23 protein-coding genes are annotated in these 23261 nt (G+C 39.8%); 12 read left to right on the plus strand and 11 right to left on the minus strand.

The genetic code is table 11. The features are described 5' to 3' along the window. Positions 1-38 precede the first annotated feature (38 nt). Positions 39-1223 (minus strand): hypothetical protein, encoded by a 1185-nt coding sequence (locus MWU84_RS15695; protein ID WP_246903208.1) that lies wholly within the window; start codon positions 1221-1223, stop codon positions 39-41. Positions 1224-1422: 199 nt separating this feature from the next. Here MWU84_RS15695 and MWU84_RS15700 point away from each other — a divergent pair, with 199 nt between their 5' ends. The 6 genes from MWU84_RS15700 to MWU84_RS15725 are packed head-to-tail and all read left to right on the plus strand — an operon-like array spanning position 1423 to position 5301. Continuing rightward, positions 1423-1728: a metalloregulator ArsR/SmtB family transcription factor gene (locus MWU84_RS15700; RefSeq protein WP_246903210.1), complete on the plus strand. Its 306-nt coding sequence runs from the start codon at positions 1423-1425 to the stop codon at positions 1726-1728. A 51-nt stretch (positions 1729-1779) separates the two neighbouring features. After that, on the plus strand, positions 1780-2016 hold the full coding sequence (locus MWU84_RS15705) for a thioredoxin family protein (RefSeq protein ID WP_281502569.1): 237 nt from the start codon (positions 1780-1782) through the stop codon (positions 2014-2016). A 14-nt stretch (positions 2017-2030) separates the two neighbouring features. Then, positions 2031-2438 carry an OsmC family protein gene (locus MWU84_RS15710; protein ID WP_246903215.1) on the plus strand — a complete coding sequence of 136 codons (408 nt, stop codon included), beginning with the start codon at positions 2031-2033 and terminating at the stop codon, positions 2436-2438. Then, positions 2431-3405, plus strand: coding sequence for a permease (locus MWU84_RS15715; protein ID WP_246903217.1), 975 nt, complete (start codon positions 2431-2433; stop codon positions 3403-3405). The genes MWU84_RS15710 and MWU84_RS15715 overlap by 8 nt, the downstream gene beginning before the upstream one ends. 16 nt (positions 3406-3421) lie before the next feature. Further along, positions 3422-4729 (plus strand): FmdE family protein, encoded by a 1308-nt coding sequence (locus tag MWU84_RS15720; RefSeq protein WP_246903219.1) that lies wholly within the window; start codon positions 3422-3424, stop codon positions 4727-4729. Positions 4730-4746: 17 nt separating this feature from the next. Continuing rightward, positions 4747-5301, plus strand: a complete 555-nt coding sequence (locus tag MWU84_RS15725; protein WP_246903221.1) for a DsrE family protein — start codon at positions 4747-4749, stop codon at positions 5299-5301. 177 nt (positions 5302-5478) lie between these two features. On the opposite strand, the gene MWU84_RS15730 is transcribed toward MWU84_RS15725, so the two are convergent. The 4 genes from MWU84_RS15730 to MWU84_RS15745 form a co-directional block, all read right to left on the minus strand. Continuing rightward, a complete protein-coding gene (locus MWU84_RS15730) occupies positions 5479-6762 on the minus strand; it encodes a cation:proton antiporter (protein WP_246903223.1) in 1284 nt (427 codons plus the stop codon). A 194-nt stretch (positions 6763-6956) separates the two neighbouring features. Next, positions 6957-7781, minus strand: a complete 825-nt coding sequence (locus tag MWU84_RS15735) for a universal stress protein (RefSeq protein WP_246903225.1) — start codon at positions 7779-7781, stop codon at positions 6957-6959. Between the two features lie 98 nt (positions 7782-7879). After that, complete coding sequence (locus tag MWU84_RS15740; RefSeq protein ID WP_246903227.1) at positions 7880-8719, minus strand: universal stress protein; 840 nt, start codon at positions 8717-8719, stop codon at positions 7880-7882. 304 nt (positions 8720-9023) lie between these two features. Beyond that, positions 9024-10271, minus strand: a complete 1248-nt coding sequence (locus tag MWU84_RS15745; protein ID WP_246903229.1) for an amino acid permease — start codon at positions 10269-10271, stop codon at positions 9024-9026. Positions 10272-10691: 420 nt separating this feature from the next. Here MWU84_RS15745 and MWU84_RS15750 point away from each other — a divergent pair, with 420 nt between their 5' ends. After that, positions 10692-11369, plus strand: a complete 678-nt coding sequence (locus tag MWU84_RS15750) for a methyltransferase domain-containing protein (RefSeq protein WP_246903232.1) — start codon at positions 10692-10694, stop codon at positions 11367-11369. Positions 11370-11586: 217 nt separating this feature from the next. Further along, a complete protein-coding gene (locus MWU84_RS15755; protein ID WP_246903239.1) occupies positions 11587-12591 on the plus strand; it encodes a DUF1080 domain-containing protein in 1005 nt (334 codons plus the stop codon). Positions 12592-12638: 47 nt separating this feature from the next. Here MWU84_RS15755 and MWU84_RS15760 read toward each other — a convergent pair whose 3' ends face one another. Next, a complete protein-coding gene (locus MWU84_RS15760) occupies positions 12639-13775 on the minus strand; it encodes a hypothetical protein (protein ID WP_246903241.1) in 1137 nt (378 codons plus the stop codon). Positions 13776-14088: 313 nt separating this feature from the next. Between MWU84_RS15760 and MWU84_RS15765 the strand changes: the two genes are divergently transcribed. Both MWU84_RS15765 and MWU84_RS15770 read left to right on the plus strand, forming a co-directional pair. Then, positions 14089-14583, plus strand: a complete 495-nt coding sequence (locus tag MWU84_RS15765; RefSeq protein WP_142189033.1) for a helix-turn-helix domain-containing protein — start codon at positions 14089-14091, stop codon at positions 14581-14583. Continuing rightward, complete coding sequence (locus MWU84_RS15770; protein ID WP_246903243.1) at positions 14564-14809, plus strand: YgjV family protein; 246 nt, start codon at positions 14564-14566, stop codon at positions 14807-14809. The genes MWU84_RS15765 and MWU84_RS15770 overlap by 20 nt, the downstream gene beginning before the upstream one ends. Before the next feature lie 55 nt (positions 14810-14864). Here MWU84_RS15770 and kbl read toward each other — a convergent pair whose 3' ends face one another. After that, the gene (kbl, locus tag MWU84_RS15775) at positions 14865-16052 is read right to left on the minus strand and encodes a glycine C-acetyltransferase (protein ID WP_246903246.1); all 1188 of its coding nucleotides are present in this window, start codon (positions 16050-16052) and stop codon (positions 14865-14867) included. A gap of 71 nt (positions 16053-16123) precedes the next feature. Beyond that, positions 16124-17074 (minus strand): NAD-dependent epimerase/dehydratase family protein, encoded by a 951-nt coding sequence (locus tag MWU84_RS15780; protein ID WP_246903249.1) that lies wholly within the window; start codon positions 17072-17074, stop codon positions 16124-16126. Between the two features lie 181 nt (positions 17075-17255). Between MWU84_RS15780 and MWU84_RS15785 the strand changes: the two genes are divergently transcribed. Together MWU84_RS15785 and MWU84_RS15790 are read left to right on the plus strand one after the other, a co-directional pair. After that, entirely contained in the window at positions 17256-17717 is a 462-nt protein-coding gene (locus MWU84_RS15785; protein ID WP_246903253.1) for an Lrp/AsnC family transcriptional regulator, read from the plus strand. 95 nt (positions 17718-17812) lie between these two features. Further along, entirely contained in the window at positions 17813-18817 is a 1005-nt protein-coding gene (locus MWU84_RS15790) for an NAD(P)-dependent oxidoreductase (RefSeq protein ID WP_246903265.1), read from the plus strand. 80 nt (positions 18818-18897) lie between these two features. Here the strand turns inward: MWU84_RS15790 and MWU84_RS15795 are convergent, their stop codons facing one another. From MWU84_RS15795 to MWU84_RS15805, 3 genes are read right to left on the minus strand one after another with little or no spacing between them, the layout of a single operon-like run. After that, positions 18898-19191, minus strand: coding sequence for a Dabb family protein (locus MWU84_RS15795; RefSeq protein ID WP_246903267.1), 294 nt, complete (start codon positions 19189-19191; stop codon positions 18898-18900). Between the two features lie 40 nt (positions 19192-19231). Beyond that, positions 19232-20842 (minus strand): hypothetical protein, encoded by a 1611-nt coding sequence (locus tag MWU84_RS15800; protein ID WP_246903270.1) that lies wholly within the window; start codon positions 20840-20842, stop codon positions 19232-19234. A 30-nt stretch (positions 20843-20872) separates the two neighbouring features. Next, positions 20873-23056 carry an acetylxylan esterase gene (locus MWU84_RS15805; protein ID WP_246903272.1) on the minus strand — a complete coding sequence of 728 codons (2184 nt, stop codon included), beginning with the start codon at positions 23054-23056 and terminating at the stop codon, positions 20873-20875. Positions 23057-23261: the final 205 nt, after the last annotated feature.

A 23261-nucleotide genomic window follows, 5' to 3' on the forward strand; every position in this document is an offset into this window, starting at 1 on the left:
TTCAACATCCCTCTTAAAACGAGTAGAAATATGGAATACTATAAATCGTCAAGGTCATAGCAATAAATATGGCCCAACTCATCCGAGAAAAATATAAGTTTGGCCTCATTGGGTAAAAAACTGGCCTTACTGGAGGTTACATCACCGTTTTTCCCATTTATTTTGGTTTTTAATTGGATGAGTTCCTTAAACTCCCAGCCATTTTTCTTTTTTACTATTTCATTGACCGAAATAAAATATCGATTGTTCTCCCTATTTTTTACGGCATGTGCTTCAAATATTTTCCCCGATTCAACATGGTTAACAATAGGACGGGAAGGACTTCTTTGTGCAGTGAGGTTCTCGTATGGAATGTTGGTCCATCTGCCCTCCTTATCCCTTATTCTTAATACAAACTGAGGTTGATTTATTTTGTCCACACTGTTCTTGGTAACCAAGGCCAATTCCCCATTTTTAAACACAGTTGCATTCAAGTGATCGTCTGCATTGTTATCTCCCTGTTGAACAATTATGGGCTCCGACCAATTATTGGGCTCCTCCCCATCAATGTGGATCCGCTCCATGATGGATTGGGTATTTTGGTTGGACCAGATAACCGATACCTGCCCCTTTAGCCGGACAATTAAAGATATATCATCTATGTTAATGTTATCTGCGAGTGTAAATGGTTCTGACCAATCCCTACCATTTATGGAGTGCCAAACCATGATTTTTTCATTGATATCCGCACAAACCCAAAATTGGCCCTTCGAATCTTGGCTAATGGTGGCAGTTTCAAGGGAGCGACAGTCCTGAGGAATGGGCAGGGATATCTTCCATTCATGATTGTATTGCTCGCTGTGGTGAGAATACTTTAGTTGAACCACATTCAAAACACATTCTCCAGCCAAGACTATATGAACCTCATCACCCATACAATATACATCGGCCTTGCTCGGTAAGTTGTGCCATGTACGATTAACCCTAGATTGATCCTTCCATCCAGAAGTCTCTTTTTTTAATAGTTTGGGACCATCTTTATCACCTACTATTAGCCATTGTCCATGATTGGTTGTCCATGATTTTGACTGGGGCTTATCGGCAGTAGCGTCCCCATAGATAACTTTAAAGATAGGCTCTAAATAAAGTTCCGGTGTGTTGGTCACTTGGGAAAATGCCACAGATCCATATAGTAAGAGAAAAAAAAGTGGCGAGAATGGTAGTAAAATGCCTTTTAGTTTCATGCTGTTGGTAATTGCCAACGAAATTAAGCTTTTGAGCTTATGTAACAAAAGTAACATCCTTTTCAAAAATCAATCGTATATTTGCGATAAGCAATTGAAGATTGAGTATAAGAGTTGAACTGATAACGTCCCCTTTGTAATTTAGGGTCTTAAACCAAGCGGCAGGGCGGAGCGATCTAAAAAAAATATACTTGTATAGATGAAAAGAAGTTTAGAACAAATAGAGTACCGGGAAGATACCGAAGCGTTGGCAAAATATGCAAAGGCTTTAGGGCATCCTACGCGTATTGCCATACTAAAACATCTTGTTAATCAATCCTGTTGTTTCACAGGTGATTTGGTAGATGTTTTTCCTTTGGCACAATCTACAATTTCACAACATCTTAAAGAACTAAAAAATGCGGGTCTTATTCAAGGAGAATTAAAACCGCCCAAAATAAAGTACTGTATCAATCAAGAAAACTGGAAGGTCGCAAAATCATTGTTCCAGAATTTTTTTGACTAATATTTTTTAATAATCCTATCGTATATAGGCGATAAACTTAAAGCGAATAATATGACCAAAATAGTTAAAATATTGGGGACAGGTTGTCCAAAATGTCAATCAATGACAGGAGTAGTTAAAGATGTGATCTACGAAAACAACATTGATGCCACCATCGAAAAAATTGAGGATATCATGGAAATTATGAAGTTCAACGTAATGACAACGCCGGCATTGGTAATAGATGATGTTATCACCATAAAAGGAAGGGTACCTTCAAAAGATGAAGTGCTAGCACTTTTAAACTAAATAAAATAAGTCTTATGAATTATCAAATCAAGGCTTCCTCCATTTCAGATCAGGATGCCATTGTTCATATCAAACAATCCAATATAGATTTTGGTACAACTGCAAATACTGCAGATATTTTGCCCAATCCAGCCGAATTGTTTTTGGGTTCATTTTCTGCCTGTATACTGAAAAATGTGGAGCGTTTTTCCGGTATGATGAAATTCAGCTATTCCAAGGCCACGTTGGAAGTCAATGCAACACGTCTTGAAAACCCGCCTAGGATGGACAATATTCATTACGATCTAACAATTTATAGCAATGACAAAAAACTAAATACGGACTTGTTAAAAAAGAACATCGAAAAGTATGGTACTATCTACAACACCGTAAAACAATCATGCACTATTTCGGGAACTATTAGTACGGTAGAAAATGTTTGATTGGTTACAACATTTTGCCGATTGGCTCATTTACTCGGTTTTTAATATTGGGGCAGAAACTCATTTGGGAACTGCCCTGAATTTCTTTGTGTTTGATACGCTTAAAATTCTCATTTTATTGTTCTTCATTGTTTTTTTAATGGGCATAATCAATGCTTATTTTCCTATTGAGCGACTAAAGGGTTATCTGAATAGAAAGAAGCTTTACGGATTGGAATACTTTTTTTCTTCCGTTTTTGGGGCAATAACCCCCTTTTGTTCTTGCTCCTCGGTACCTCTATTTATTGGTTTTGTGCAAGGTGGCATTCCCTTAGGGGTAACCTTTTCCTTTTTGGTCACCTCCCCTTTAGTGAATGAGGTAGCTGTGGCGATGTTTCTTGGCATGTTCGGTATAAAAGCTACTCTGATTTATGCTGTTTCAGGTATTTTATTAGGTACCATTGGCGGGTGGCTGCTTGGTAAATTTAAGCTCGAACCTTTACTTTCAGATTGGGTTAAGAAGATTCTTGATAATAAGATGCAACAAGGTGAATATGAAGAAGTGAAACAAACTTTCTACCAACGATTGCCCGGAATTTCCCGTGGGGCCTGGGATATTGTAAAAGGTGTTCTTCTTTATGTGGTCCTAGGGATTGCTATTGGGGCAGCCATGCACGGCTATGTTCCGGAAAATTTTTTCAACACCTATTTAGGTGGGGGCCAGTGGTGGACAGTTCCACTTGCTGTCCTGGTTGCCGTTCCCATGTACGCCAATGCCGCAGGAATAGTTCCCATTGTTCAGGTTTTTGTAGCCAAAGGGGTGCCACTTGGCACTGCTATTGCTTTTATGATGGCAACGGTAGGTCTATCCATTCCCGAAGCTACCTTGCTTAAAAAAGTTATGTCCCTAAAGTTAATTGCCATCTTTTTTGGCATTGTCACGCTCTGTATCATCATTTCAGGGTATCTTTTTAATCTAGTGCTCTAATAAATTCTACAAAATCATGAATAAATTAATTTTAATTTTTGCATTGACCTTTTTACCATTGCCCAGCTTAATGGCACAAATAATTCCTAAAGTATATACAAAAGGTGCGATGAAAGATATGGGAACCGCCTATGACCTAAAGGTATGGCTGGATAGCCTGCCCGATAAATCCAATTTGTTTGCCATGGGACCCTATGATAAAATGAAAGGCGAGATAACAGTTTTTGATGGTAAGCCCTTCTTTGCCACGGCATTTGTTAAGGACAAAGCTGTGGTAAGTCAAAACTGGGATATCCGTTCTCCTTTTCTTGTTTATAGCAATGTAAAGGATTGGGAAGAATTTAATTTAAACGGTCCCATAAATAGTACTCAGGAAATAGAGGAAAAAGTGGCTGCATTGGCTAAGGATAAAGGTTATGATTTAAAAGAACCCTTTGCTTTTCGAATTGCTGGGGAATTTGCTCAAATCACCGCTCATATTGTTACGCCAAGAAGCCCGAAAATAGAAGGCTACAAACCAGATGTGAAATCCCAGAAGTTTTTCTTGGAAAACAATAAGGGAGAATTATTAGGTTTCTACTCAGAAAACCATCAAGGAATATTCACCGGTTCCAAAAGCTTTGTCCATATACACTTTTTGAAGGAAGACCAGACGTTTATGGGACATTTGGATGAAATTAGCACAGGGAACCAAACATTAAAACTCTACCTGCCAAGAAAGCAGCCGGTGGTTAGAACTGCTGTGCAGGTAAATGATACCGATTTTTCAAAAGGGCGTTTGGGGAATATTCAATATATAGATTTGAATGACCTGGTAAAATTTCATGGCCATCTTTGTGACGGGCTGGTGGTAGGGCATCTGGCTTTGCAAAGCGCACTAAATGAATTATATCCTGATGGTTTAGTAGATAGGACAAATACCCGAATTGTAAGCAAACCTTCCCCCTGCCTGACCGATGCAGCTATTTATACAACGGGAGGCAGATATCAGTTCAATACATTCTATGTGTCCGATAATATGGATGGATTATTTACGGTTCAACGTATTGATACGCGAGAAGCCATAGCCGTAAAAATGAAAAAAGGTGTAAAACCCCAAGAAATTGACCAACTTGGATCTCTAGCCGTAAAAGGAGAATTGTCGGCCTGCGATTTGGATAAATTAAAGGGAATGGAAGATAATTTTACGGAAATGTTACTTTCCGCCGATCCAAAAGATAATTTCACCCTAAGTGAATTACCCGATTTTAAATGGAACCCTGTTTTGAAGAACGATTATATAAAAACGGATATTCTCAATAAAAATATATCAAAATGTCAATAATTAAATCTTTAATTAAAATGCAAAATAGATCTCCACTCCTATTTTTTTTGGCCGTGTTTCTTATTCAAACCACCTTGTCGTATGGGCAGGATAATGAACCAACGACTGGGCCTGTCTTTTATAATATCGGTGCTGTATACTCTATTGATAGTTTGGATTACATACCCGATACCTCCCAACAATTAAAGGCAATTTTTGACGTCGACCGAAAGCACACAGACCCAAGTGCAAGCAATTCCATCATCTCTAGTTTACATCGCTATTATAATATGCACGTACGATACGGAGTCCCCAAGGAACAGATTTACCTAGCTATTGTATTACATGGCGGTTCAACAAAAGATGCCCTGTCCCCTACCGTTTACAAAGAAAAATTCAATACGGACAACCCCAATAAGGACTTAATAAAAACACTTTCCGATATGGGTGTACACATCTATTTATGCGGGCAATCCATGTCTTATAGCGGCTACAGTAAGGAAGATTTACTTCCCGAAGTAAAAGTTGCCCTGTCAGCTATGACGGTGTTAACGGTATATCAAATGAATAATTATGCCCTAATTAAATTCTAGACCCAAAACCAACGATTCCCAAACAGCCAGATAATACTTGTTATCAACGACATCAGAAGCAATTAAGAAATGACAAAACCTCCTTCCTCAATATCAAGAACATATAAGAATTAAGACCATTGCTTTAAGTTGGGCGTTTGTTCCTTTCTACCCGACCCTTCCAATAAATATTCAGGTTTAGGGTTTATCTTTCGTATGCAGAGCGCTTGTACTTTTCCCGATCCCAAGGCGACGTGCTTGGATTCCAATTAGGGGACCAGCAAGAATTGAAGATAGCAGAGCCGAAAATACTATGGCCACAAATATAGCCTGACCAATAAGTTCCAATTCAATTGCCAGCGTGGCAACCACAATCTCCATGGCCCCGCCCGGAATGAAGATCAAGCCCAATAAAATAGAGGTTTGTTGGGATTGCTTGCCCATTCTTGCTCCTAACCAGGCGCCTACAAACTTGCCCAAAATGGCAACTGCACAAAAGATAACAGTAGGCCATAGTTCCAGCCCTACCAAGAAATCAATTTTAAGGCCAAGTGTAGCAAAAAATAGGGGAACAAAGATAGCGTGTAAGGTGTCGGAGACACTGTTGCGTAAATCCTCTGTTACCCTTTTGGCACTCCCTGCCATGGTACCGGCAAGGAAGAATCCCAGAATAGCATGGATTCCCATCCACTGAGTGATAGCTCCACAAAGCAGACCAACACTCACAATTAGGGTTTGTGCCGCTGCAGGCTGAGGTAATGAAGTAGCTTGGACACGTTTTAGGGCAAAATTCAATATTTTGGCCCCAACGATAATACTTAAGGTAATAAAGCTTATTACAAGTAATGCCTTTCCGCCCAGATCAATAAAACTCATTGTATGGGCGGTTACCAAGGACATCACCACAGTGAATAATAACCACCCAAAAATATCATTGATAGCACAGGCCGAAAGGGCTAGCGATGCCTGAGGCGTTTTACTGATTCCGAGATCGCCTAAGGCACGTGCAACAACAGTTATTGCCGTAATTGAGGCTGCTACGGACAAAAACAGAGGGAATGAGACTGCCGTTGCAGCATCTCCCCAATAGCTGGTGTTAAAAGTACTGAATACTGGAAATCCAACGGCAATGGGAAACAGCACACCAACAATACCTATTAGGATGGATGAACGCCCGCTGCGCAGTGCCTGATCCACATTAACATGAAAGCCTGAGGAGAGCAATAGAAAGAAGACCCCTAGCCAGGAAACTGTTTCAAGCATTATGTATTGGGCCTCATTATTGGGAAAGAGCATATTTTGCAGGTCCGGAGATACCCGGCCCAGAAGTGTTGGCCCCAAAAGAACGCCCGCTAGAATCTCACCTGCTATGGCCGGAATCTTCAGAGATTCACAAAGCACACCAAGGGTTCTTGCAAATCCAAGAAGAACAAGGACTTGTACAAGAAATAGAAGGATGTGGCTTTCGTTTAGGTAATGCACGTGACTATTTTATCCTATTGGACTTTAATTATGTTCTAAAAATATTACGGATCATTGAAATTGGCGAAGCTCGAACACTAAGTTTTTCTCCAGCGAATTTTGGGATAAAAATTAGTTCTTTCAACCTTTTGACATCAAAAAATAAAAAAAGGCTAAAATCATTTGGTTCTCCCCCAGATAGTAATCCTCAGAATTTATGACTCCTTTTGAAAGGTAAAAAGAGGTATTCTAGTTTGAAATGCCGTATTTTGGGTAACGCTCTTTTGAAAAACCTTTTCTAAAAAATTGGTGTGATGGGTGAACATAATCACCATATCTGCATCAACGTCTGCCACAAATTTGTTGATTCCTTGAATAACAGAGTCAATTTTAAGTTCAGTAAACTTTATTTTTTGATAGGAAAAATCCTTTCGCAAACTCATTTCTTTTTGTTCTATATCTCCTTCAAAACGTTCGTTATCCTTATCGATGTGTAGAATTTGAATCCATGAATCCATTAATTTTGCAAATGGGACAATTAGGGCGATCTCATTTTCAAGATTGTACATATCACTGGAATAGACAATATTCTCAATACCTTTATACCGGGCAAATTCGGGAATAGTGAGGACAGGGATGCTACTGTTTTGTATAATACCGGCCGCGTTACTTCCAAAGAGAATCTTTTTTAAACCACTGGCACCTTTGGTTCCGATACAGATCATATCTATATCGTTTTTTACTGCGAACATTTCCACATATTTTTCAATTGAAGCGCCAGAGGTAATTTCAGTGCTTATTTCGATATTATGGCTATTATCTTTTTTGATAGACGCTATAAGTTCTTTCATTGATCTTTCAGAACTGGATTGTATAGCCTCATGCAGCTTACTGGAGCCGATCCTGGCCATTGAAGGCACATTGGTGTCTATCACATGTAGCAAAATGAGCTCTACGTCTACATCCTTACTAAAATCCAAGGCATAATTGATCGCTACTTTAGATAATTCAGAAAAATCTGTGGGAATTAAAATTCTCATGGAGTATTATTTTATGTTTGAATATTAAAAATATTTTACAAAACATTTTTATCCTATGATATTGGTCATATCCCATATCATATCGATCGGTTCAAGGATCATCTTGCTAAGTCGTGTAAGGACAATACAGGGATATTATTATAATAATTAAGATTTTTTACCATTGGCCGTGACAATATCATTCCCAAGAAACTGTGCTTTCTATTAATAAAGGCAACCATATCACTTCCGCGACTTTGTATGAAGGCATTAATTGCTGCTTGCACATCCTTGTTCTTAAAGGTATGAAATGAATAATCCAATTCCTCAAAATAATCTTGTAACAGATGTTTATTGGTAATTTGATCCCTATCAAGGTCTTCATCATTGGTATCGACATATAAAACACTGATTGCCGAATTAGCGATTTTTGCAATGTCCACCAGGGACTGAAATTCACTTCTTTTAAAGGTTGTTCGGTAGTCCGTTGGAAAAACAATTTCCTTTATCTCTTTAAAGAGTGTTTTTGCCGGTATGGCAAGTACCGGACAGTTCCTGATTTTTTCCATGGCTAGCACAGTTTGGCTGCCAAAAATTTCTATTCTGGAATTGGTAGCTCCTTTGGTACCCATAACAACCAAATCTATATCTTGTTTGGCTATTATGGTTTTCATTGTGTCCAATAAATTACCGCACTCCGATACCATTCGGAACTTATGATTTTTAGAATTATCGTCAGCTGACAGCCACTCAAGAATAATACCCAGACCATTATTCGATTTTTTCTGTAACTCCTCCAAATCCCTGGCAATGGCAAGCTCCATCGTATAGGCTTCGGCCTGATATGTGTTGAGAATATAAAAATCACAGGTTTCGTTCTTGAATAATTCAACGGCATACTTAATGGCGTTTTGAGCATTCTTTGAAAAATCTGTAGGACATAATATTCTTCGGGTCATAATAACGAAATATTTAAGCTTGTGAATTCAAATATATCCTTTTAATAAAAGGACAACAATGATATTTGTCAGTCCAATTTTGGTAAAAAACTATGAAGAATAACTTACATATGCTAGATTAGAATGGGTTATGGCCCATCTTTAGCGGTTGCCAATTCCAATCATTTTGAAGTGGGGTGCCCCATGTCCAAATAATATGCCCAATATTAGCATGGATTCATAAAAATGTGAACACCCAATTTTTCACAACCCTTCTAATTGGAACTATAACTTCGCTCTAAATCAATATTTTTAATGAAGGAAGCTACACCTCCGCCAAGATTTTATAGCCAAGGAATACAATACATAGCAGGGCAGCGAGCAATGGTAGGATAAACTTACGGCTCCTCCAACATTTCTTTTTTCCAATATCGCTAAAAGCCAACTTGCTCTGTGAGAGATTGACCAGTGTAAAAACGCTTATAATTACGTAACTGGTAGCATTGGCCAAGTCGACTATCGGAACGAAAATAGCCAAGACTACAATCCCAAGAGCTATTACGATGGTGGCCAGCAAAGGAGTACGGTACTTCTTATGGACCTTATGGAACATTTTGGGAGCGCTGTTCTGGCCGGCCAATCCGTAAAGAACCCTTGAACCCATTATAACCTGTGCCAATACCCCATTCAGGACAGCCACCAAACTAATGACACTAATAATATAGGCATATTGTTCCCCCTTTTGAGCGACTATTTCCGCCATTGGGGCATCCGTGGAATAAAGTTCATTAAGGGGCAAGGAAATCACGGCTACTACGGCAACAGCGATATATAGGAACAAGGCGATGAACAAACTGCCCATAATAGCTACGGGCATGCTCTTTTTTGGGTTTTTGGCCTCCTCAGCAACATTGGCCAGATCTTCAAAACCAACAAAGGCATAAAAAGCCAGGAACGCACCTTGAAAAACTGCAAATACGTCATAGCCCGGTGCCTTAATGAACATTTCGGAAAACTGCGAAGTAAATTTCTCCATATCGATACCTGCCACAAAAATGACAAAGATGAGACCCCCAACTTCAATCAATGTAATTAAACCGATCACGTTCAAGGATTCGCCAATACCCAATATGGCAAGTATACATAGAAGCGTTAAACTAACGATGATAACCAAGGCATCGGGTATTTCTATGAACACGTCCAGATAACCAACAAATCCTTTGATAATTGCTGCGGCTGAAATAAAGCCCGTAAAAATCACCCCCCAACCAACCAAGGAGGCCAACCGTTTGGAATTAAAGGCGCTTTTTACATAGACAATTTCTCCACCGCTTTTTGGAAATCTTGGGGAAAGAAGGGAATATGAGTATGCAGTCAATCCTGCTAAAATCCCTGCAATAAGGAAGGAAAGAGGCGCCAACGTTCCCGCATAACCCGCTACTTTACCTACCAGCACATAAATACCCGCACCCAGCATGGTTCCAACTCCATACAATAGAATTTGCACTGTACCGAGTTGTTTCTTGAGCCCTACGGCTTCCTTTTCAACGCTCATAATTTCATGATTTCCCATAAAGTTAAGGGATTGTTACACGTGAATTATAAAAGAACCTATTTTTTCCAGTGGCTTGCTGGATTAACCTAAAGAATTTGCGCCTTTAAACTATACCTCTCAATAACATTCCCTTTCAAAAAAGATATTATGGAATTTGAATTCAACAACAGTATCACCTACGCCATTGCTTGGATGGTCCTCATGTTGATTCTGGGACAAATCATTTTTATGATCAATTTGGTTTATGGCATTATAAAAAGGAAATAACTTGGACTGAAAATTAAAATTTTGAATTTGAGATATTCATTTCAGGGCTTCTTACTATTGAAATAAAAATGCATAGTGAAAATAACCCGTATCACTATCTTTATAAAAGAACTTAAATTTAACGGACATATGAAAAAGGTTGCTCACACTTTAGTTTTAATATTGGTTTTTATGCCAATCTACACCGGGGTTGCACAAATCGATACCCCTAATGGATTCTATACCTATAAAAAAGGTGACCCCAATGGTATAGGCAAATGGTATATGGGAAGGGAAATTGCACATGTGATGGGATATCAGGGAATGCAATGGTTAGATCGTCCAGAGCGTGAAGAAGAGGAGAACACCACTACCCTATTGCTAAATATGGCTATCGGCCCAGAGGACATTATAGCCGATATTGGTGCGGGATCTGGTTACCACGTTTTTAAGATGGCGAAATTGGCCCGGCATGGGCTTATCTATGCCGTTGATATCCAAGATGAAATGCTCCAAGTGATCAATAGTCGTAAAGATCGGGGCCAAATTAAAAATGTAAGGGTTATAAAAGGTGGGGAAAAAAGTGTAAACCTGGCCGAAAACTCATTGGACAAGGTGCTCATGGTGGATGTATACCATGAATTTAATCATCCTGCAGAAATATTGGCCTCCATTAAAAAAGCCCTTAGATCCGATGGAGAAATATTTTTAATTGAATACCGGGGTGAAGATGAGTCGGTACCTATAAAAAAATTGCATAAAATGACGGAAGCACAGGCAGTGAAGGAAATGAAAGCGGCGGGTATGAAGCTTAAGCGAAACATAGATAACCTACCTTGGCAACATTGTATGGTCTTTGTAAAGAATTGATTCCATGCTATGACCTGTTCACAATATCATGTCCCTTATTCAATTAGCAGAGCGACCAAAACGACAACTGTTGAAACGGATCATAGCAGTATAGGCTCGAAAGTTTGGTTGAATTTATCGTGTTCAAATGAATCTTCTTTTCAAATAATTGATTATCTTCAAAAGATAACACCAATCTCTGTTGGACAGAATTTAACCCATACTAAAACACAGTAAAATGAAACGGACAATTACTTCTCTAATATTGCTAATTATGGCACTTAACAGCTTTGCAAATAGTACGGCACAACCACTTTTGGCCAATCCTTTTATGGGCATGTGGGGCCTTGATATTGAAGGTGGCGGTGCAGGCTGGCTAAACGTACACGAAGACCAAGGCTTTTTGGATGCAGAGCTTTTATGGATCGGTGGTAGTGTAGTTCCTGTATCCAACGTTTATCTGCTAAACGACAACACACTTAGAGTAACACGTACCAATCAGGTAAAAAGAAGTTCGGATCGTAGCCATACAGTGACCTATACCATAGAGGTCAAAAAAGTGGGCGATGTCTTAATGGGTACCATGAGCAGCCCCAATAGGGCCGGGAATGGAGTATCCATCAAAAATTTTACTGGAAAACGCATGCCTCCCATGCCGGACACACCTGATCTGTCCAAACTGAAATACGAAAAGCCGATCAAACTATTTAACGGAAAGGATTTGAGTGGCTGGGAATTAATGGACCCAAATAAGGCCAACGGCTTCAAGGTGGTAGACGGCACGCTGACAAACGATCCCGTTCAACCTGAAGATGGCGAACATATTTCTTATGGAAACATTAGAACCGTGCAGGACTTTGGCGACTTCAACCTGAAGTTGGAAGTCATGGTTCCAGAAGGTAACAATAGTGGTGTTTACCTACGCGGACTTTATGAAATTCAGGTGGTGGATTCCTACGGAAAAGAATTGGATTCCCATAATATGGGAGCCTTATACAGCCGTATTACGCCCAGTGAAGCAGCTGAAAAACCCGCTGGGGAATGGCAGACATTTGATATTACCTTGGTGGACCGACATGTAACGGTAATCTTTAACGGCAAAAAAATAATTGATAATCAACCTGCTTGGGGTCCTACGGGCGGGGCTATGTCATCGAATGTATTGAGCCCAGGGCCAATCTATCTGCAGGGAGATCATGGCAATGTGGCCTATAGGAATATTGTACTTAGCCCTATCAAATAGATATTGGGATTAAAAGAAAGGCCCCCTTAAAAGGAGGCCTTAGCTTTTTATTTTTCCATTTTCAGGACGGCAAATTTGCCTTTGTTCCATCCGTGCACTAGTAGATACAAATGCTTCGATCCATTTTCTGTCACAATGTGTGGCCAAACCTGATGAATATTTGTTAATACCGGTATATCCAAATCTCCAGGAATAATGGTCGAAAGTAACTCTTCACCAGTATGCACATATATAGGTGCCGATTTTTGTTCCCCTAAGGCCGATAGGGCATTTAGGAAGTAATGCTCATCCTTATAAGAAACATTACAAACAAGACTTCCCTCTGGAATATCATTAAAAGTCTCTACAAACTTACCCTTTTTGGTAAATTTCACCACCTGTCCGGCCGCCCTGTTGGCCACTAGAATATGGTTTTCGTGGGCATAGATACCATGTGCCGTCTGGAACTGACCTGGATTATCACCTTTTCCTCCCCAGGCCAATTTTCCCCAACTCCATGCTCCATTCTTTTCCTTTATGGTCATTACAAAATCCCCAGCAGAATAACCGTGGGCTACATAAAGAGTGCCATTGAGGTAGGTAACATCCGTAACCCCAAAATTACTGTCCTTTGATCTGAAAAAATCATTGGCTTCCGCAAACTTGAATTCATTACCGGTGGGCTTCAAAACTTCACTTACGATTCTACCATCCAAGGTTAAGACCAATACTCTTTTTCCTTCCTGTGCTACGGCAAGGTATTTTTTTCCTTTGTGTACAAAGAAAACAATACCGTGAATATTATCCTTTAAACGCTGATCGGTACCAATAGTAGACCATTCTTTCAGGTCGGGGCTTATGGAGCAAAGTCCGTAGCCTGGTATCCCGGTATAAACGATTCCTGTTTCAGGATCTTCATTAAATCCACCGTGCATTCCCGGTTCAAATTCATGGGCTTCTTTTGGAAAGGCCGCTGTTAATTCTTGGTCCCAGGAAAAAATGTATTCACCCTGACCCGTTACCAGTTTCGCCTGCAAAGGAATATCATCCGAGGGCATAGGGCCATGGTGGTGATGATGTGCTACATCATTGTTTTCATGCGCATGATGCGTATGATCGTCCGAGCTACTCTGCGCCATTAAGGCGCTGGAAAACCCTAAATAGGATACAATTGTAATTACTGTAAGCGTGATTTCTTTTACCATGGTGGTCGTTTATTATTTTTTTGAAAGTTAAACATTCTTCCTATAATATTCAACTGATAAAAGATCCTCTATTTAGTTAATCAATTATTCTCTATTTTAATCAAATACCTTTTGGATCTCAGGAGTTAGATAGATTTCTACTTCAATAGAACACTTTCGTGATATGGGCACAGTAAATTCAACACAGGTCATTTCATATATTGCATAAGTCGGATACAATGCAGAACCATTAACTATTAAAAAATTAAAAATTACGTAACTAGTTACTAAAATTTAAATATATTTGTGTAACCAGTTACTTAAATTGAAAATTATGAAAGATTTTTTAACCGAAATAGAATTTGTTGGACTTACCAGTAGGCTTAAGAGACTAAGTGATGCCCTACTCTATAGTACTAAAGAGTTGTATAAATCAGAAGGACTGGATATTGAACCCAATTGGAACTTGATCTTCATTCTCTTACAGGAAAATGAGGCTATGACTATTACCGAAATATCGGAAAAATTACAATTCTCACATCCTGCCGTTGTAAAAATCATAAACAAGATGAAAAAAAATGGGCATGTGGAGACCAAGACCGATGACCAGGACAAAAGAAGACAAATTTTAACCTTGACAGAAAAGGCCCATAGGCAATTACCCCTTTTCGAAAAATATTGGACCGCAGGAAGACAGACCGTAATGGACCTACTGGAAGACAGTCCAAACTTTTTGGAGGAATTCTTAAAAATTGAAGAAAAAGTGAATCAAAGCGATTACAAGGAAAGAACCTTAAAAAATTTAAAAAATGACAAACTTAGCAATTGAGAGCATTGGCTATATCGCCATCCTTACCGGTTTCTTTGCCATCACCAAAAAGGATATGGGCAAATTCCGCCTTTGGCATTTAATTTCCAGTTTCTTTTACATTATTTATGGCGCTGTGTTAAATTCCGTACCCCTTGTCATTGCCGGAATTGTTTTCTGTGTTATACATGTTTATCATTTACTTAAAATTTACGATTCCAACAAGGGGCCAAAACTTAAGACCTAATGGCATTGGTATACAGAATTTCCATAGGGTTCCAATGCCATTTCCTAAGACGGTCTTAAATTACTTTTAGCGCCTTCCCTACTTTGGTAAAGGCCTCCACTGCCTTTTCCAGATGATGCTGTTCATGTGCTGCGGACAACTGCACCCTAATTCGGGCCTTTCCTTTCGGAACAACCGGATAGAAAAAACCGATCACATAAATGCCCTCTTCCAACAATTTGGCGGCAAACTCTTGGGCCAAGGGAGCTTCATAGAGCATTACGGGAACAATAGGGTGATCTCCCGCAACAATATCGAAACCGGCTGCGGTCATGGCAGACCGGAAATATTTAGTATTAGCCTCCAGTTTATCCCTAAGCGCTGTTGAGGAAGAAAGCAGGTCCAATACTTTTATGGAAGCCCCAACAATTGATGGTGCTAAGGTGTTGGAAAACAAATACGGCCTGGAACGTTGTCTTAGCATATCCACAATTTCCTTTCTAGCTGCAGTAAATCCACCAGAGGCTCCACCAAGGGCCTTGCCATAGGTTCCGGTAATGATATCGATTCTACCCATTACATTTCTATATTCATGGGAACCACGGCCGGTAGCTCCTAAAAAACCAGTGGAGTGACATTCGTCTATCATGACCATGGCCTCATATTTATCCGCCAAATCGCAGATTTTATCCAATTGTGCAATGGTTCCGTCCATTGAAAAGGAACCGTCGGTCACGATCAATATTCTTCTGGAGCCCTTGGCCGCTTTCAATTGCTCCTCCAAGTCATTCATGGAATTATGCTCATACCTAAAACGTTTCGCCTTGCACAGCCTTATCCCATCTATAATGGAAGCATGATTGAGCGCATCGGAAATAATGGCGTCTTCCGCCCCAAGAATAGGCTCAAATAACCCACCATTAGCATCAAATGCGGCGGCGTAAAGGATACAGTCCTCCATTCCCAAAAACTCAGCGGTCTTGCGTTCCAATTCTTTATGGATGTCCTGTGTACCGCAAATAAAACGAACGGACGACAGTCCGTAGCCGTGCGTATCAATAGCCTCCTTACCAGCCTTGATCACCTCTGGATGTGCCGAAAGTCCCAAGTAGTTGTTGGCACAAAAATTCAGCACCTCTTTGGTGTTGGTGGTTTGTATCTCCGCCCCTTGGGGTGTCGTAATTATTCTTTCCTCCTTATAAAGTCCCTCGACCTTAATAGCTTCCAGCTCTTGCTGCAATTCTTTTTTTACTGTTGTATACATGTTTATTATTTCTTTTTAAGTGCCTATTTCAGGTATAGGCCTTGAGTTTTGTTCAAATAGCCGTGAAGGGTCTATTCATGTGGTATGTACTGTGCTTTAAGCTTTTCTATCATGGTTCGCGCAGTCATTTCCAGGTCGTACTTGGGTTGCCAGCCCCAATCAACCTTAGCCTCAACATCATTAATTGATTTAGGCCATCGGGCCGCAATATCCTGTCTGAAATCCGGTTCATATTTTACCTTAAATTCTGGATAGTACTTATAGATTTCCTTCACAATATCCTCTGGGGAAAAACTACTTCCGGCAAGATTATAAGCCGTTCTAATTCTAATATCTTTTTTGGGTGCCTCCATCAGTTCCAAGGTAGCTCTAATTACATCATCCATAAAAATCATTGGGAGGGTGGTATCTGCATTTAGGAAACAAACAAACTCCTCTTCCAATACTGCCTTATGGAAAATATCCACCGCGTAATCCGTTGTACCACCTCCGGGCAAAGATTGGTAACCTATTATCCCGGGATAGCGAATGGATCTTACGTCCAAGCCATATCTTAAAAAGTAATATTGTGCCCAGTTTTCACCCGCAGCCTTGCTCATCCCGTAAACGGTTGCAGGATTTAGATAAGCATTGTTTGGTGTATTGACCCATGGGGCATCTTCCCCAAAAACGGCAATGGAACTCGGAAAAAACACCTTATCCAACCCATTGATTCTGGATACTTCCAAAACATTGAACAACATATTCATATTAAGCTCCCAGGTTCCCAACGGATTTGCTTCCCCCTTAGCGGATAAAATAGCAGCCAAATGGTAAATCTGCGTTATACCGTGACTGGAAACCACATCTTGGATTTTATTCATATTAGTGGCATCCAATAACTCAAATACCCCATTAAAGCTATTTACCTTTTGAATGTCGGAAGCAATCACGTTCTCATCCCCATACCTATGTTGTAGCGCCTTTACAAGTACAGACCCCAATTGTCCATTGGCTCCGATCACTAGAACTTTTGCATTCATAATTTTTCTTTTTAATCTAATCAATAAAAGCGTTAATTACTGTCTAAATTACAAATAACAAGTCAATAATGTAAATGGATACAATATTTAAGTAATTATCGCTTATATTTACTTTATTTAAAGTAATATTTATTTTTTAACACTTAAATAAATCGATTTTAAAGTAATTTTTTAGTCCCATATGGAGCAACTTGATCAAACAGATATAACCATTCTCAGAATTTTACAAAAAGATTCGAAAAAAACAGCCAAGGAAATTGCGGCCATCCTTAACCTAACCCCCTCCCCTGTTTATGAAAGAGTCCGTAGGTTGGAAAAACAAGGTGTCATTAAAAAGTATGTGGCCATTCTGGATAAAAAACAAATAGATAGATCCATTACAGTCATTTGTCAAGTTTCCATGCGATATCATAATGAAGCCTTTATTGAAAAATTTGAGGCACAGGTACAACAATTGGATGAGGTGCAGGAATGTTACCATTTGGCGGGACAGGTGGATTTTATCTTAAAAATCCATACCAAAAGTCTTGAAGAATACCACGACTTTGTAAAGACCAAACTCTCCAAGATTGAAAATATTGGAGTATTGAACAGTACGTTCGTCCTGAAAGAAATAAAACAATCCTCGGAATACTATATTTAAATGCTCTGTTCTTTTCTGCTATATTTGTTTTATAAGATGCCTTATCATTATTAGGTATCCATTAAAATAACCAACTATTGCCGATTATTTGAAATATGAAAATAGTAAGAACCGATATGGAGCTAGAAACTCCAATTGTAGACAAAACACTTCGGGAAAAAGGACATGACCTGGTTTTACTCCCAGACGGGGTATCAGAAGAAGTATTAATAAAAGAATTAGAGGATTGCGATATCCTATTAATGTGCTATACCCCCATTACCAAGCCAATTATAGCATCGGCAAAGAAGCTCAAGGCAATTGTAAAATATGGAGTTGGAATAGACGCCATTGATATTCCGGCCGCTAACCAGCAGGGTATCGTAGTGGTCAATATTCCAGAATATGCCGAGGAGACCGTGGCGGAAGGTGCTTTTGCCATGCTGATATCTTTGGCCAAAAAGTTGCCTGCACTACAAAAACAAATGAAAAGCAATGCTTGGGTATGGCCAAGTAGGGAGTGGCTGGGACTGGATTTTGCCGAAAAAACCCTGGGAATTATCGGTTGCGGTAAAATAGGAAGTAGCATGGCTAGGATGGCGGGACTTGGGTTTAGGGCAAAAGTTATTGGTTACGACCCCAGCAAGACCAAAGAGGACTTGGCAAAAAGGGGAATTCAGAAATATGATGACCTTACAGAAATGCTCAAGGAGTGCGATTTTATTTCAATACATGCCGTTTTGAACAAAGAAACCAAACACCTTATAGGCGCCAAGGAATTTGCGGTGATGAAAGAGAACGCAATAATTATTAATTCTGCTAGAGGTGCCTTAATAGATGAAATGGCGCTTTTGGATGCCTTGGAGAAAAAGCAAATTGCCGGTGCCGGCCTTGATGTCTATAGTTTGGAGCCACTAAACAATACGGACCATCCATTAAAGAATCTTTATGAAATGGACAATGTGATCCTTATGCCCCACTTAACATTCTACACCGAAGAAGCCATGCATAGGCTTGAAGCGGAGACCTTGGAGAGAATTACAGAGGTAATGGAAAATAGGCCTGTCACAATTAAATCCAAGGACCCGCGACTTCAAAATCAGCCCCAGGTAAAGCTATAAATTAATATGCCTGTGTGGAACCATTTTGGATACTGGCATATTCCATACAACTGTGCTGTAGTTTTCAATAAATGGTAACATCAGACAATTGGTTCATAGTCTATTTCCAGAAATTTTTCAACGCTCTTTGCCCAATAGGTTTTCACGAACCTGGTGTGGTCCGGATGTACATTATAAACCTCATAAGCCGCCATGTTGTTAAATTCCATTGACAAACCATAATCAAAATCGTTCTTCTTCCCTATTTGTCTCAAGGATTGAAAATTGTGGACTCCAGGTATAGATTTCAATTTAGCCGCTGCGGAAAGAAACTCTTTTTCTTCAGGCGAGCCTTTGGGGTATTTTAACTTGAGTACTACTGTATGCTGGATCATAAACTGGTATTTGGATTTATACATTGCTCAATACAAGCAACTAATATACTACCATCCTTTTATTGTCCTCTATTTCAATATCAATGCCATCTATCAGCTGGTTGCCTGGATATTTAGTAAGTTCGTATTGGTCATAATCCTGCAATGTATATTCCCTATCCTTATCTGCCGTAAACCACTCAGGAAATTGGTTGATCCTGGCCCAATCCATAGGCAATTTCATATTCGTCTTATGTCTAGGCTTATCAAAATAAAGTTTTCCTTTCCAGGGCTTTTCTGATTTTATGGAGATCAATAAAGAATCCCCTTTTTGCTCCGCTCCAAGTAATAGGTCATCTCTCCAAGGCTTTACATACAAACCCTTACTTTTCCATAAATTATACATAATGGTGGTCCGGGCAAAGTTGCCATCGCCATGCCAGCCCTCTATTATGCCACTTTCCTGTTGCATTGCCCACATCACATTTATTTCACTGTCCATCCATTTGGCAACGGTGGGATCTGGAATCCGATTGTACATATTAAGGGCGCCTTCAATGGCATCCGCGTACCCATCGGCACTCCCCTTTTCCCAATCAAAATTGGTGTATTTGTTTAAATTGGAATATATCTTCAATATGGCTTCCTTGTATTTGGGATCCTTATCCAACATATAAACAGCGTAAAATCCGTTGAGGGTATAGCCCCAATTATCGGCAGGGCGTTCCTGTACAATTTCTCCTGTTTGAGGATTTATGGCGTCATAGAATAATCCGTCTCCATTTCTACCAACTTCCAAAATCCTGTCCATCATCTCATGTAATGGCTTTTTGTAGGCTGTCCTTTTAAGTGGCCTGGCAAAGTTTGTGGAAACATACAATTCACATAAGCCCGATATTAACTCACAACCATGATCCCGCAACCTAAGGTATTCCAAATTCTTTGTTGGATGGTGATCACCCAATAGATAATAATCCCCAATCGTTATAGCCCAGTCCAAGAACTTTTCATCACCGGTCATCCAGTAAATTCGGGAAAGGATCTGTAACAATTCACCATTCACTTCTTCCCGCGTAGCATTGGAACCATCCTTAGATATCCCATCGGCAACATTTACCTCCTTCTTCAAATCGTAAAGCATCTCCAACATTCTATCCGACCAAGAACTTTGCCCCAACCATTCTGTAAGGGGCAGCAAGCCATCCTTGATATATTCCGAAGTCCCAAAAATAATTTCAGCCATATTCAATTTTTCATTTTGAAAATCCTTTTTAGAAAAGGAATAGGTATCGGGAAGGGTGTTAACTCTAGAAGTGAGTTTTTTTTCAGCATGTAACATATCCAACATTGTCCCATCAAATAAATCCTGATCTGTGAAAAAAGAAGTGAGTACCATAAAAGGATAATTATCTGCAGCGGCATCTTTTGCGTTCCATATGTCCGTGTCAGCTTCAAGATTTCTAGGAATTAATCCAGATTCGGGATCAGCCATCTCCAACCAGCCATGAACAAATTTCCCACTCCTAATAAATCCCTCATTGGCTAAAATGGCATTTTCATGTGCTTTGTCCAATAGAAGGCTATCCGCTTCAGACATCATTTTGGCCGGATGTGCATCTTTACAGCCTACTATACTTAAAATTCCCGTTACAAGAAATAAATAGATTCTCATGATACTATTGATTAATTTATGGGTATACCGCTAGAGGTTGGATATGAATTTATCCAAGGAATCCATTGCTCCCGCCCCAGAATCATTTTTTTCAATAGAAAAGTTGTTGGCCTTGTTCATGGAACTATAATGTTCCCTTACAAAATCATACGACTGCAAGTACCCAGACCCCATAGCTTCTTCCTCCGACTCTTGTACCAACATTAATGCCCCTGGCGCAAAGGCTGCAGACAGATCCGGAAGATCGTAATGTGGCAAGGCACCGGCCACGGTAAAAGGTATCAAGACAGGGTCATAGTCCTTCTTGAAAACGATGGATTCAAATGATGGCAAAGGATCCAAAAACAGCATGCCTTTAAAGTCTACCCCTAAGGCCGAAGCGTGCAACAAACTGGAATTAAAGCCCCCTTTGGATATGCCAATAATTTCATTGTTATTCAATTCCATTTCTTCCTTGCAAAATAGAAGGAGAGTTTCTATAGCCTCCACATGTAGGGATACGGTACTTTTTCCGTTCAAAATACCTGCAAACCATTGATTGTAAGAGGTATTTTCAAAATAGGCATCCCCTTTTAAATAGCCTGGGCCCAATTCCCCGAATCCCGGCAAATCCGGTACAATTACGGTTACCCCTTTTTTAACGAGGTGGATTGGAACGGTATAGGCTTCATCCGATTTCTTATCCGCTATATTATCCAGATAAAGGGCGGATAGCTTGGTGGTTTGTTTGGGCACAAAGGCCACAAACGGAATAATGTTATCCCCAGGCTGTTCTATCACATACTTATTAAGGTAATAGGCTTCAAATTCCGTCTGTCCGGAAAAAATCAATTTACCTTTCTTGGCACCTTGGGTATAACCCGATATTTGATACACTTTTTGTTTTAGGTCCACTAAATGGTGGTCCAACTTTGTTCTTTCCCTGTTCAGTTCCTCCATATTCCTATCCGTCAAAGCCTTGTTTGCATCGAACAAAAATTTGCTACCGACCGATGTTGCAAGCTGACCCGTTTCCGTAACATATAATTCTTCCACCGGAAAAATAGTTACCTCCCCATCCTTGGAGTTTCCCGGATTATCCAAGTGCTTTTGAAAAAAAGCATACATGGCTTCCCTATTCTTTATGGTGGATTGATGTCCGGCATTGTCCTCTACCATCAAAAGATTTTCCAACTTATCGAAGGCCTTGTAGGCCAATTTAGCTTCCTCATAGGTGTCCCTCGCCCCTTGAATACTAAAAATATCGCGTGTTGTAGTGATCATCAAAGTTGGTTTGGGTGCCCTCACTTCCAAAAGATCGGCATGGTCCAAACCAAGTTGAATACCTTTTGGAAAGTTCTGCTCCGCATCCTGAGGCCCTCCTGATTTTAATTGATATTCCAAGGTGGTGATATAGCATTCCGGGGCAGCGGCTTTGATTCTATCATCAAAGGCGGCGATGTGGGAAGATTGGGTCCCCCCACCAGATCTGCCCGTAATCCCAATACGCTCTGGATCCACTTCCTTACGTGTAAGCAAATAATCCACTGCCCTTATGCCGTCCCATATCATATATTTGGCAGTGGAGGCTCCATTTATAAAAAGCTGGGCCCCCGGATAGGAATGTTCGCGTGTAGGACTAAAACGCGATTTCCCTTCCTTTTCATCAAAATATTGCAATCTTTCCCCTTGCCCATAGGGGTCAAATGCAAAAACGGCAAAGCCTTTTTTTACCAGGTTCAAAATCACATGTTGATAGACATCACTTCTAAATCCCAAATCGCTGTGGCCACTGCAATAAATAATAGTGGGCAGGTCCCTTTTTTTTCCTTGTGGAATAAAAAACGCGGCCGTAACCTTTAGACCGGGCAAGGATTCAAAATATAGCTTTTCAACACTATAACCTTCCTTTTTAATTCGTTTGGTGACAACCGGATTTAAATTGGTCTTTGGAGGAAAAGGCCCTATGGACTCCAGTAGTTTGTCCTTTACCAATTTCTGCCGTTCGGTCCAATCTGCCTGGGTATGCAGCATTGATATGGATTCCTTTCTTTTTTCGATACTTTCAAAAGAAAGTTCAGCTTGCTGTTTGTAAAGTAAATTTTCGGCATCGGAATAATACTTCCAAAAATCCAAGACGGAATAATTGGTTTGGGACCAACCAAGGCAGGGAGATAATAAAAACATTAGAATTATTCCAAGGTTAAGGACTTGATGTCTAAATCTTTTGAACATAATTGGCTTTTTGAATAAAAAATTAAAAAAATCAGCTCCAAGATAGATATTTAATCGTTTAAACTATAAAAAATGCCCATATTTACAATTCAAAGCAGCAGGGTAATAGCCACTTCTGTTGAAAAAAAATATGCATATCTTGGTTTTAGTTTTGCTTATGGTGATTGTAAACTGTACTAGCCAAAAAGTTTATAATAATTAAATT

Source organism: Arenibacter sp. F20364, assembly GCF_023015905.1.
Lineage (GTDB): Bacteria > Bacteroidota > Bacteroidia > Flavobacteriales > Flavobacteriaceae > Arenibacter.

What these genes read in the sequence shown, in the direction of transcription:
- MWU84_RS15705 (WP_281502569.1), top strand. Translation starts at nt 1,780, where the DNA reads ATGACCAAAATAGTTAAAATATTGGGGACAGGTTGTCCAAAATGTCAA.
- MWU84_RS15745 (WP_246903229.1), bottom strand. Translation starts at nt 10,271, where the DNA reads ATGGGAAATCATGAAATTATGAGCGTTGAAAAGGAAGCCGTAGGGCTC.
- kbl (WP_246903246.1), bottom strand. Translation starts at nt 16,052, where the DNA reads ATGTATACAACAGTAAAAAAAGAATTGCAGCAAGAGCTGGAAGCTATT.
- MWU84_RS15740 (WP_246903227.1), bottom strand. Translation starts at nt 8,719, where the DNA reads ATGACCCGAAGAATATTATGTCCTACAGATTTTTCAAAGAATGCTCAA.
- MWU84_RS15710 (WP_246903215.1), top strand. Translation starts at nt 2,031, where the DNA reads ATGAATTATCAAATCAAGGCTTCCTCCATTTCAGATCAGGATGCCATT.
- MWU84_RS15805 (WP_246903272.1), bottom strand. Translation starts at nt 23,056, where the DNA reads ATGTTCAAAAGATTTAGACATCAAGTCCTTAACCTTGGAATAATTCTA.
- MWU84_RS15765 (WP_142189033.1), top strand. Translation starts at nt 14,089, where the DNA reads ATGAAAGATTTTTTAACCGAAATAGAATTTGTTGGACTTACCAGTAGG.
- MWU84_RS15725 (WP_246903221.1), top strand. Translation starts at nt 4,747, where the DNA reads ATGCAAAATAGATCTCCACTCCTATTTTTTTTGGCCGTGTTTCTTATT.
- MWU84_RS15790 (WP_246903265.1), top strand. Translation starts at nt 17,813, where the DNA reads ATGAAAATAGTAAGAACCGATATGGAGCTAGAAACTCCAATTGTAGAC.
- MWU84_RS15800 (WP_246903270.1), bottom strand. Translation starts at nt 20,842, where the DNA reads ATGAGAATCTATTTATTTCTTGTAACGGGAATTTTAAGTATAGTAGGC.
- MWU84_RS15785 (WP_246903253.1), top strand. Translation starts at nt 17,256, where the DNA reads ATGGAGCAACTTGATCAAACAGATATAACCATTCTCAGAATTTTACAA.
- MWU84_RS15780 (WP_246903249.1), bottom strand. Translation starts at nt 17,074, where the DNA reads ATGAATGCAAAAGTTCTAGTGATCGGAGCCAATGGACAATTGGGGTCT.
- MWU84_RS15760 (WP_246903241.1), bottom strand. Translation starts at nt 13,775, where the DNA reads ATGGTAAAAGAAATCACGCTTACAGTAATTACAATTGTATCCTATTTA.
- MWU84_RS15770 (WP_246903243.1), top strand. Translation starts at nt 14,564, where the DNA reads ATGACAAACTTAGCAATTGAGAGCATTGGCTATATCGCCATCCTTACC.
- MWU84_RS15750 (WP_246903232.1), top strand. Translation starts at nt 10,692, where the DNA reads ATGCCAATCTACACCGGGGTTGCACAAATCGATACCCCTAATGGATTC.
- MWU84_RS15720 (WP_246903219.1), top strand. Translation starts at nt 3,422, where the DNA reads ATGAATAAATTAATTTTAATTTTTGCATTGACCTTTTTACCATTGCCC.
- MWU84_RS15755 (WP_246903239.1), top strand. Translation starts at nt 11,587, where the DNA reads ATGAAACGGACAATTACTTCTCTAATATTGCTAATTATGGCACTTAAC.
- MWU84_RS15795 (WP_246903267.1), bottom strand. Translation starts at nt 19,191, where the DNA reads ATGATCCAGCATACAGTAGTACTCAAGTTAAAATACCCCAAAGGCTCG.
- MWU84_RS15715 (WP_246903217.1), top strand. Translation starts at nt 2,431, where the DNA reads ATGTTTGATTGGTTACAACATTTTGCCGATTGGCTCATTTACTCGGTT.
- MWU84_RS15695 (WP_246903208.1), bottom strand. Translation starts at nt 1,223, where the DNA reads ATGAAACTAAAAGGCATTTTACTACCATTCTCGCCACTTTTTTTTCTC.
- MWU84_RS15700 (WP_246903210.1), top strand. Translation starts at nt 1,423, where the DNA reads ATGAAAAGAAGTTTAGAACAAATAGAGTACCGGGAAGATACCGAAGCG.
- MWU84_RS15735 (WP_246903225.1), bottom strand. Translation starts at nt 7,781, where the DNA reads ATGAGAATTTTAATTCCCACAGATTTTTCTGAATTATCTAAAGTAGCG.